At 67.4% G+C, this 7,985-nt stretch carries 8 protein-coding genes and 1 pseudogene; 2 read left to right on the plus strand and 7 right to left on the minus strand.

Features of this window, described 5'->3' with window-relative positions:
- The first annotated feature begins 58 nt into the window (after window positions 1–58).
- Entirely contained in the window at window positions 59–958 is a 900-nt protein-coding gene (locus ACE3QW_RS21835; RefSeq protein ID WP_374253975.1) for a LysR family transcriptional regulator, read from the plus strand.
- Window positions 959–1,031: 73 nt separating this feature from the next.
- Here the strand turns inward: ACE3QW_RS21835 and ACE3QW_RS21840 are convergent, their stop codons facing one another.
- The 3 genes from ACE3QW_RS21840 to ACE3QW_RS21850 all read right to left on the minus strand — a co-directional run bounded on the left by ACE3QW_RS21840 (window position 1,032) and on the right by ACE3QW_RS21850 (window position 3,756).
- The gene (locus tag ACE3QW_RS21840) at window positions 1,032–2,336 is read right to left on the minus strand and encodes an O-acetylhomoserine aminocarboxypropyltransferase (RefSeq protein ID WP_024279124.1); all 1,305 of its coding nucleotides are present in this window, start codon (window positions 2,334–2,336) and stop codon (window positions 1,032–1,034) included.
- A gap of 71 nt (window positions 2,337–2,407) precedes the next feature.
- On the minus strand, window positions 2,408–2,947 hold the full coding sequence (locus tag ACE3QW_RS21845; RefSeq protein ID WP_374253985.1) for a CoA-binding protein: 540 nt from the start codon (window positions 2,945–2,947) through the stop codon (window positions 2,408–2,410).
- Window positions 2,948–2,979: 32 nt separating this feature from the next.
- Entirely contained in the window at window positions 2,980–3,756 is a 777-nt protein-coding gene (locus ACE3QW_RS21850) for a TatD family hydrolase (protein WP_374253977.1), read from the minus strand.
- 151 nt (window positions 3,757–3,907) lie between these two features.
- On the opposite strand from ACE3QW_RS21850, the gene ACE3QW_RS21855 reads away from it, so the two are divergent.
- Window positions 3,908–4,504, plus strand: a complete 597-nt coding sequence (locus tag ACE3QW_RS21855; RefSeq protein ID WP_374253979.1) for a biotin transporter BioY — start codon at window positions 3,908–3,910, stop codon at window positions 4,502–4,504.
- A 9-nt stretch (window positions 4,505–4,513) separates the two neighbouring features.
- Here the strand turns inward: ACE3QW_RS21855 and ACE3QW_RS21860 are convergent, their stop codons facing one another.
- The 4 genes and pseudogenes from ACE3QW_RS21860 to ACE3QW_RS21875 all read right to left on the minus strand — a co-directional run.
- Entirely contained in the window at window positions 4,514–5,023 is a 510-nt protein-coding gene (locus ACE3QW_RS21860; protein ID WP_029558439.1) for a hypothetical protein, read from the minus strand.
- Window positions 5,024–5,115: 92 nt separating this feature from the next.
- Window positions 5,116–6,669 carry a methionine--tRNA ligase gene (gene metG / locus ACE3QW_RS21865; RefSeq protein ID WP_374253980.1) on the minus strand — a complete coding sequence of 518 codons (1,554 nt, stop codon included), beginning with the start codon at window positions 6,667–6,669 and terminating at the stop codon, window positions 5,116–5,118.
- A 58-nt stretch (window positions 6,670–6,727) separates the two neighbouring features.
- A complete protein-coding gene (locus tag ACE3QW_RS21870) occupies window positions 6,728–7,759 on the minus strand; it encodes a DNA polymerase III subunit delta' (RefSeq protein WP_374253981.1) in 1,032 nt (343 codons plus the stop codon).
- Window positions 7,756–7,985, minus strand: a pseudogene (locus ACE3QW_RS21875) (hypothetical protein); the annotation flags it as partial. The gene ACE3QW_RS21870 and the pseudogene ACE3QW_RS21875, both read right to left, overlap by 4 nt.

The raw sequence follows: 7,985 nt of genomic DNA on the forward strand, positions 1-7,985 counted from the left end.
CACCGCAGCATGATGAAAATGAATTGATTGCATAAAGACCATTCCATATAGGCATCATATGGAACTTCGGACGCTCAGGGCCTTCGTGGAGGTGGTGCGGCAGGGCGGCTTCTCGCCGGCCGCCAAGGTGCTCAATGCCACCCAACCCACCATTTCCAAGGCTGTGAAGCAGCTGGAGGACGAACTCGGCGTTCCGCTGCTCGACCGCATCGGCCATCGCAGCCAGCTCACCGCCGCGGGCGAGATCGTCTACCGCCGCGCTTTGACCTTGCTGGCCGAGCGGGAAGGCCTCGTGGCCGAGCTGGAGGATCTGAGGGGCCTCAGGCGCGGCAGCCTGCGCCTCGGCCTGCCGCCGCTTGGGGCGAGCACGCTGTTTGCGCCCTTGTTCGCCGTCTTCCGCTCCCGCTATCCCGGCATCGAGATCCGGCTCACCGAGCACGGCTCGAAGCGGCTGGAGGAAATGCTAATCGAGGGCGAGGTGGAGCTGGCCGGCTCCCTGCTCCCTGCCAAGGAGGGGTTCGATGGGCAGGGCGTGCGGTGCGAGCCGCTGATGGCCGTCTTGCCGGTGAGCCACCCTCTGGCGGGGCGGGAGCGGGTGACGATGGCCGATCTCGCGGGCTTCCCCTTCATCCTGTTCGAGGGCGGATTTGCGCTCAATCAAGTGCTGGAGGACGCCTGCGCCCGCAACGGCTTCGCGCCGCAGATCGCCGCGCGCAGCGGGCAGATCGACTTCATCGTGGAGATTGCGGGCGCGGGCCTCGGCGTCGCCTTCCTGCCGAAGACCATCGCCTATCAGCGCCGCACGCCGGCGGTGCGTTTGTCGGAACTCGCCGAGCCAGGCACCGAGTGGCACATGGCCATCGTCTGGCGGAAGGGCAGCTATCTCTCCCACGCCGCCCGCGCCTGGCTGGAGCTGACGCGGGAAGTCTATGGCGACGGGGACGGTCCGTCCGGCTGAACGTCATCCCCTCATAAAAACCGCGCGGGCCCTTGGGAGCCCGCGCAGATCAAAGATCAGATCTTCGCCCAGATCAGATCTTGGCCAGCGCCTGATCGAGGTCGCCGATGATGTCCGCCACGTCCTCGATGCCGATGGACAGGCGCACCACTTCCGGCCCTGCCCCCGCCGCCGTCTTGCCGTCGTCGGTCAGCTGGCGATGGGTGGTGGAGGCGGGATGGATGATGAGCGAGCGGGTGTCGCCGATGTTGGCGAGATGCGAGAACAGCTCGACGTTCGACACCAGCTTCACGCCCGCCTCATAACCGCCCTTGAGGCCGAAGGTGAACACCGCCCCGGCGCCCTTGGGCAGGTATTTCTGCGCCAGCGCATGATACTTGTCGGTCGCAAGGCCGGGATAGCTCACCCAGGACACCTTGGGGTGCGCGGCCAGCCACTGCGCCACCTTCAGCGCATTCTCGCTATGCCGCTGCATGCGCAGGGCCAGCGTCTCGATGCCGGTGAGGATCAGGAAGGCATTGAAAGGCGACAGCGCCGGCCCGAGGTCGCGCAGGCCCAGCACGCGGGCGGCGATGGCGAAGGCGAAATTGCCGAAGGTCTCGTGCAGCACCATGCCGGAATATTCCGGCCGCGGCTCGGTCAGGAAGGGGTAGCGGCCCGAGGCCGACCAGTCGAACGTGCCCGCATCCACGATCACGCCGCCGATGGAATTGCCGTGCCCGCCCAGGAACTTGGTGGCCGAATGCACGACGATGTCGGCACCGTCCTTGATGGGTTGCCAGAGATAGGGCGTCGCCAGGGTATTGTCGACGATGAGCGGCACGCCCGCCTTCTTGGCGATGGCGGAGATGGCCGCAACATCGGTCACCACGCCGCCCGGATTGGCGATGGATTCGATGAAGATCGCCTTGGTCTTCGGCGTCACCGCCCGCTCGAACGAGGACACATCGTCCGGGTCCGCCCACACCACGTTCCAGCCGAAGCTCTTGAAGGCGTGGGAGAACTGGTTGATCGAGCCGCCATAGAGCTTGCGCGAGGCGATGAACTCGTCACCCGGCGTCAGAAGCGTGTGGAACACCAGATGCTGGGCCGCATGGCCGGACGCGACCGCAAGGGCCGCCGTGCCGCCCTCCAGCGCCGCGACGCGCTCTTCCAGCACCGCATTGGTCGGGTTGGTGATGCGGGTGTAGATGTTGCCGAACGCCTGCAGCCCGAACAGGGACGCCGCATGATCCACGTCGTCGAACACGAACGAGGTGGTCTGGTAGATCGGCGTCGCCCGCGCGCCCGTGGTGGGGTCCGGCTGGGCGCCGGCGTGGATCGCGAGGGTCGCGAAACCCGGCTCGTGCGGGGCGGCGGGGGTCTTGTCGTCGGACATGGGCGCTTTCTCCGTCAGTGCCAACCTTCTATGCCGGCGGGCTTCGATAGATAATTCCGTACTTCTACCGATTAGATTGATTTCGGTCCACGCGGTGCGATGGAAAGCCGCTGCACCCCGCTGCCCAGCCGCTGGGGGCGGCGGGCGGAGATGGTGCGGGAATTGACGCCGGTCCAGCCGATCTCGCCGGAAAGGCGGCCATATTCGATCTTCGGGCAGCGGTTCATCACCACCTTGAGACCGGCGGCCTCAGCGCGGGCGGCGGCCTCGTCGTTGCGGACGCCAAGCTGGGTCCAGAACACCTTTGGCAGGGGATCGAGCGCCAGCACCTCGTCGAGAACGGCGGGCACATGCTCGGGTGCGCGGAACACGTCCACCATGTCGATGGCCTCAGGCACATCCTTCAGCGACGCGACGAAGGTGAGCCCCACCACGGTCTTGCCCGCCTGCCCCGGATTGACCGGATAGACGCGATAACCGCGCTCGGACAGGTACTTCATTACGAAATAGGACGGCCGCGCCGCATTGGCGCTGGCGCCGACGATGGCGATCGTCTTCACCTCGGAGAGGAGGGAGCGGATATAGGCGTCATCGTAGCGATCGTGGTTCACCACGTCTCCTCCCTCGTTCAGCGCTGGACGATTCAGCGCCTGGCCTTGGAAAACAAGGTGTAGAAATTCCGGGTGGTTGCGGCGGCGAAGGTCTCGAAGGGCTCGCCCCGCGCCTCGGCCAGCACCTTCGCCGTCTCGCGCACGAAGGAGGGCTCGTTGCGCTTGCCGCGATGGGGAATCGGCGCGAGGAACGGGGAATCGGTCTCCACCAGAATGCGGTCGGCCGGCACATCGCAGGCGATGGCGCGCAGATCCTCGCTCTTCTTGAAGGTCACGACGCCGGAGAAGGAGATGTAGCCGCCCAGCGCCAGCGCCCGGCGGGCAAGCTCCGGCCCGGCGGTGAAGCAATGCAGCAGGAAGGGAAAGGCGCCCCTGGCGCTCTCCTCCTCGAGAATGGCGGCCACGTCCTCATCCGCCTCGCGGGCGTGAATCACCAGCGGCAGGCCGGTCTCGCGCGACGCTGCGATGTGGGTGCGGAAGCCGTGCTCCTGCGCCTCGCGCGGCCCGAGGTCGTAGTGATAGTCCAGCCCCACCTCGCCGATGGCCACCACCTTGGGATGGCGGGAGAGGTCCACCAGGTCCTTCACCGTGACATCGGTTTCCTCGCCCGCCTGATGGGGGTGGGTCCCCACGGAACAGCTCACGCTGTCGAACCGCTCGGCGATGGCGAGGATCTCGTTGAAGCGGCGCACCCGCGTGGAAATGGTGACGAGATGGGTGACGCCAGCCGCCTCGGCGCGCGCCACCACGTCCGGCAGCTCGGCGGCGAAATCGGGGAAATCGAGATGGCAGTGGCTGTCGACGAGCATGATGATCCTACGGACGTTCCGCGCTTCACATAAGCGCATCGGCCCTCCCCGTCGAGGCGCCGGGCCATGCGCACAGCGCACGGCCGGGCCTTGCCGGACTGCTCCGGCAAAGGTATCGCGGGGGCCGACACGGGCCGGGCCGGCTCGTCCCATGGCGAGACCCTTCATGCTCAAGACCCAGCCCCCGTTCCGCCCTGCGCTCGCCCGGCTCGCCGATGCGTCCAACGTCTGGGCGATCGCTTTGCTCGTCGTAGGCGTAGCCCTGCTGGCCTGGAGCGCCCAGCTGTCTATCCCCATCCAGCCGGTGCCCATCACGCTGCAGAGCTATGTGCTCATCTCGCTTGCCGCCCTCATGGGCTGGCAATTCGGCGGGCTCACCGTCGCGATCTATCTGCTGGCCGGATTGATGGGACTGCCGGTGTTCTCGGGCGGGCGGAGCGGGCTCGCCATGCTCACCGGCACCTCCGGCGGCTTCGTCGTCGGCTTTCTCGTCACGGCGCTGCTGGTGGGCTGGCTGCAGGAAAGCTGGGCGCGGCTTCGGCCGCTGCCGCTCTTCGGCGCGCTCGCCCTTGGGCATCTGGTGCTGATGGTCATGGGCGCCGGGTGGCTCGCCACCAAGGTCGGCCCCATGCTGGCGCTGGAGAAGGGCTTCCTGCCCTTCATCCCCGGTGCCGTGGTGAAGACCATCGCGGCGCTCGCCACCGTCATCGCCATGGAGCGCCTCGCCGGCACCCCGCGCCAGCAGTGAGTCGCGCGGCTACTGGGCCGCGCTGATCTCTTCCTTGAGGGCGTCCGCGTCCGGGGCGGGCATGGTGATGGGCTGCACGCGCTCGCCGGGGCGGCCGGGATTGGTGACGATGGAGGCTTCCAGCGACACCGTGACGTTCCCGCCCGAGGTGTTGAAGATGTAGTCCAGCCGGAAGGCGGCATCCTGGCTCTGGCCGTTGGTGCGCTTCATCGCCTCATCAGGCGGAAGCCGTTTTTCGGCAATGAGTTGGGCCGGCTGATCGACCGTGATGTTGTACTGGCGGGCACGCCGTGACGTCGCGATGCGGGCGCGCACGAGGGTGGCGTCGGCACCGGCGAGCTTCACCTCGATGCGCGGCACGGCGGGGCCTTCCGGCACCGGCGGGGGCATCTGAGTCGGCATGGCCGGGGGGATGGGATCATAGTTGGGAGAAGGCGCCGGAGCGCGGTCGTAGCTGCTGGAGCAGCCGGCCAGTGCCAGCGCCACCGCGGCCACCGAAACCCATCTCACGCCCGTCATTCCCACCGCTCCAGTTCCCCCAGCCCCGCCTGCTGTAAACTACAAAACCCTAGCAAGGTTAAGATATTTCCGGTTCCCGCCCATTCCGGGGCTCAGGTGGCGGCTTCCGGCTCCACATAGCGCGGGAACACGCCGACAGGGGTCGGCAGGGCCAGGCCGGCGGGCAGGCGGAAGGCCGGAGCGAGCCGGTCGAAGCCCCGCTCCGCGGCGGGAATCGCCACCAGATCCAACAACTTGGCGGCGCTCTCCGGCATCACCGGCTGGACCATGATGCCCACCTGCCGGATCACCTCGGCGGTGACCCAGAGCACCGTCTCCATGCGGGCGGGATCAGTCTTGCGCAGGGCCCAGGGGGCCTGGGCGGCGAAGTAGCGGTTGGCTTCCGCGACCACGGCCCAAACTGCGTTGAGAAACAAGTGGATAGCCTGCGCCTCCATGGCCTCGCGGCTCTTTTCGAGCATCCCGCCGGCGAGGGCGAGCATGGCCTCGTCCTCCGGCGAGAGGGGGCCGGGGGTAGGCACCAAGCCATTGAGATTCTTGGAGATCATCGACAGCGAGCGCTGGGCGAGGTTGCCCAGGTCGTTGGCGAGGTCGGCGTTGATGCGGTTGACGATGGCCTCGTGGCTGTAGGAGCCATCCTGGCCGAACGCCACCTCCCGCAGGAAGAAATATCTAATGGCATCAACACCATAGGTGGCCGCGAGATCGAACGGATCGATCACGTTGCCGACCGACTTCGACATCTTCTCTCCGCGGTTGAAGAGAAAGCCATGTCCGAACACGCGCTTCGGCGCCTCCAGCCCGGCGGACCAGAGAAACGCCGGCCAGTACACCGCATGGAAGCGAATGATGTCCTTGCCGATGACATGCACGTCCGCCGGCCAGTACTTCGCGAAGTCTCCATCCACGTTCGGATACCCGAGCGCGGTGATGTAATTCGTCAGCGCATCCACCCACACATACATGATGTGCTTGGGATCACCTGGAACGGGGATGCCCCAGTCGAAGGTGGTGCGGGAGATGGAGAGGTCCTGAAGGCCACCTGAAACGAAACTGACAACCTCGTTTCGGCGGGTGTCAGGCGCTATAAACCCCGGGTTTTCGGCATAGTAAGTGAGCAGTCGGTCCTGATAGGCCGAGAGGCGGAAGAAGTAGCTCTCCTCCTCCACCCATTCCACGGGCGTCCCCTGTGGGCCGAGCCGGACACCGGCGTCGTTCAGTGTTGTCTCACTTTCCGCGTAGTAGGCTTCATCCCGGATGGAATACCAGCCTGCATACGTGGATTTGTAGATATCCCCATTCGCCGCCATCTTTTCCCAGATGGCCTGCGTGGAAATGCGGTGCCGCTCCTCCGTGGTGCGGATGAAGTCGTCGTTGGAGAGGTTGAAGGTCTCCACCATCGCCTGGAAGCGGGGAACGTTTCGCTCGAGCAGCTCGCGGGTGGTCACGCCGGCGCGCTGCGCGGTCTGCAGCATCTTGATTCCGTGTTCGTCCGTGCCGGTGAGGAAGCGCACGTCATAGCCGTCGAGCCGCTTGAACCGCGCCATGCAGTCGGTCGCGATCGCCTCGTAGGCATGGCCCATGTGGGGCACGCCATTGGGGTAGGAGATGGCGGTGGTGATGTAGAACGGCGGCTTGACGGACATCGGAAGGCTCGGACGATTTCTCCGACCCCCGGGACTGCGGCTTCAGCTTGCGGCAGCTTCAGCGCACGGCCTCGGCCAGATCGGCAAAGATGCGGAACACCAGCGCCTTGCGATCGAGATTGAAGACATCCGCCTCGGTCGCGCTGCGCCGCACCTTCTCCCACACCTCGCCGAGGCGGACAAGGCGATGGCGGGGCACGTCCGCGTGCGTGGCCTGCGCGGCCACATAGTCGCTCACCGCCTCGACGAAGAGATCGAGCCCGTCGGCGCGGTCGCCCTGAAGCCGCGTGCCCAGCGCGTGCAGGTCTTCCGGGCGGGGCCGGGGCAGCTGATCCAGCGCCTTGAGGGTGGCGAGGCGCACCTCCATCCCCTCCCCCCGCGCCAGCGTCAAAGCGCGACGCACGCTGCCGCCGGAGGCCTGTGCGGCGGCCGGAAGCTCGGCGGCGTTGAGGTCGCCGAGCTCGGTGGAGAGATGGTCCAGCGCCGCCAGCACGTCGCCCTCCCCCAGCGCCCGCAGCCGCAGCAGGCGCGAGCGCGAGCGGATGGTGGCCAGCACCTTGCCGGGAGCGTGGGTGATGAGCAGGAACAGCGCGCGCGGCGGCGGCTCCTCCAGCGTCTTCAGCAAGGCATTGGCACCGAAGGCATTCAGCTCGTCCACCGCATCGACGATGCACACGCGCCACCCGCCGGCCGCCGCCGTGGCGCCGAAGAAGCTGCGCACCCGGCGCACCATCTCGGCCGGGATGATGGTGGGGATCTTCTCTTCCCCCGCCTCCGGCGCGCGGCGCAGCACCAGCATGTCGGGATGGCTCATGGAGGCCACCTGCCGGAACACCGGATGGCTCGGCGACAGGCTCAGGTCATGGGCGCCAGCCTCCGGCCCGCCGGCCAGCACCACGCGGGCGAGGCGATAGGCCAGCGTCGCCTTGCCGATGCCCTCCGGCCCGCCGATGAGCAAGGCATGGGGCAGGCGCCCGGCGCGGAAGTCGCCGAGCAGGTCCGCCTCCACCGCCGCATGGCCGAACAGGCGGTCCTGCTCACGCGGATGTGGCGCACCCGGCAGAACGTCGCCGGCGATCTCCGTGCTCATGCGCCCGCGCCTGCGATCGCTTGGGCCCCTGCGAGGTCTTGGGCACCCGCGAGGTCTTGGGCACCCAGCCCAAGGCGGGCCGCCACCACGTCGGCGATGGCGGCGGCGACCGCATCGGCATCGGCCGAGGCATCAATGAGGGCGCAGCGCGCCGGCTCCGCCTGCGCCCGCGCGAGGAAGGCGGCGCGCACCGCGGCGTGATAATCGCCGCCCTCTTTCTCGAACC

The organism is Xanthobacter sp. (genome assembly GCF_041911315.1).
GTDB classification, from domain to species: domain Bacteria; phylum Pseudomonadota; class Alphaproteobacteria; order Rhizobiales; family Xanthobacteraceae; genus Xanthobacter; species Xanthobacter aminoxidans.